Here is a 2,081-nt window from a genome sequence, read left to right on the forward strand (position 1 = left end):
ATTCGGTCCGCATCACGCCTTTGGATTGCCACACGGATTTTCCTATGTGACTCCTCCTTCGCTTGCACGCGGCTTTCCATTCCGCGCCTGTGCTCTCCACAAATGTCCCCACAGTTCTGTTTTAAGATAGTGCAGGAATCTCAACCTGCTGTCCATCGGATACGCATTTCTGCCTCTCCTTAGGCCCCGACTTACCCAGGGCAGATCAGCTTTACCCTGGAAACCTTGGATATTCGGCCGAGAGGATTCCCACCTCTCTCTCGCTACTCATTCCGGCATTCTCTCTTCCTGGCACTCCACAGCTCCTTCCGGTACTGCTTCATCGCGCCAGCAATGCTCCTCTACCATACCTTGCGGTATCCTGTGCTTCGGTGTCGTGTTTCAGCCCCGGACATTTTCGGCGCAGGACCTCTCGACTAGTGAGCTATTACGCACTCTTTGAATGTGTGGCTGCTTCTGAGCCAACATCCTAGTTGTCTTCGAAATCCCACATCCTTTTCCACTTAACACGTACTTTGGGACCTTAGCAGCAGGTCTGGGCTCTTTCCCTTTTGACTGCCCAACTTATCTCGTGCAGTCTGACTCCCGATGAGCATCTTTACGGCATTCGGAGTTTGATATCCCTTGGTAAGCTTTGACGCCCCCTTAGAAATTCAGTGCTCTACCTCCGTAAGACTCCATCGAGGCTAGCCCTAAAGCTATTTCGAGGAGAACCAGCTATCTCCGGGTTCGATTGGAATTTCTCCCCTACCCACACCTCATCGCCACCCTTTTCAACGGATGTGCGTTCGGCCCTCCACTACCTCTTACGGCAGCTTCAGCCTGGACATGGGTAGATCACCCGGTTTCGGGTCTACTCTTACTGACTTCACGCCCTCTTAAGACTTGGTTTCCCTTCGGCTCCGTACCTATAGTACTTAACCTTGCCAGTAAACGTAACTCGCCGGACCGTTCTACAAAAAGTACGCGGTTGTGCACATAAGGCACTTCCACAGCTTGTAAACACAGGGTTTCAGGTTCTCTTTCACTCCCCTCCCGGGGTCCTTTTCACCTTTCCTTCACAGTACTATGCGCTATCGGTCACTGAGGAGTATTTAGCCTTGGAGGGTGGTCCCTCCTGCTTCCCACAAGGTTTCCCGTGTCTCGTGGTACTCTGGATCCTGCCAGCCTCTCATCAATTTCGCCTACGGGATTTTCACCCTCTCTGATCAGATTTCCCAAAACTGTTCGGCTATTGATTCGAGTACCTTATGCAGTCCACAACCCCGCGGTGCACGCACCACGGTTTGGGCTCTTTCCATTTCGCTCGCCGCTACTTTGGAAATCGAGGTTTCTTTCTTCTCCTCGGGGTACTTAGATGTTTCAGTTCCCCCGGTTCCCTTCCATACGTTATGGATTGGCGTATGGATACTTGAGGTTTGCTCAAGTGGGTTTCCCCATTCGGATATCTCCGGATCAATGGATATTTGCTCCTCCCCGAAGCTTTTCGCAGCTTATCACGTCCTTCATCGGCTCTCAGTGCCAAGGCATCCACCCTGCGCTCTTAATGCTTGACCTGTATTCTTGGTCCGCTGCCATCATAGCGTTGATGACAGGCTTTTGTGTTCTCTGCTTTAAAAGCAATTGATTCAATAATCTTTCGATTATCTCTCTGGTTTGATAACATCACATGCTCTCACACATGATGCCTCGGATGTCTTTTCCTATCTCTAACGTTTTAACGTTTTCAATATAGATTGTATATGCGGTTTTCAAGGTACATCTTGCTGACTGATTTGTTTCATCAGTCATTAGAACTTAAAAGATGTTTCCCTGTCTTTTTGTGAAACACATTTCTTCTTTTAAACTCTAATCACTGGTAAAACCAGCTCTCATCAGCACTTCCCTGCTGTTATGGGTTACTGCGCTTCTGTGGGCAGCTGTTTTATTTCATAGACATTTACCCTTGTCTTTTTATTAGGGAGCTGGCAGCCACCTGCTCTCCCACACCGTCTCCAGTGCAGTACCATCGGCCGCTTAGGTCTTAACCATCGTGTTCGGGATGGGAACGGGTGTGTCCCCTAAGCGCATCGCCACCAGCA

At 49.7% G+C, this 2,081-nt stretch carries 2 rRNA genes (1 of these 2 cut by a window edge); both read right to left on the minus strand.

Annotation, left to right across the window (positions count from 1 at the left end):
* Positions 1-1,557 (minus strand): 23S ribosomal RNA (locus PGS38_RS15830) (it extends 1,461 nt beyond the left edge of the window).
* 405 nt (positions 1,558-1,962) lie between these two features.
* Positions 1,963-2,080, minus strand: a 5S ribosomal RNA gene (gene rrf / locus PGS38_RS15835).
* Between the last annotated feature and the right edge of the window lies 1 nt (position 2,081).

Origin of the sequence: Fusicatenibacter saccharivorans, from assembly GCF_027667425.1 — a bacterium.
Taxonomy (GTDB): domain Bacteria; phylum Bacillota; class Clostridia; order Lachnospirales; family Lachnospiraceae; genus Fusicatenibacter; species Fusicatenibacter saccharivorans.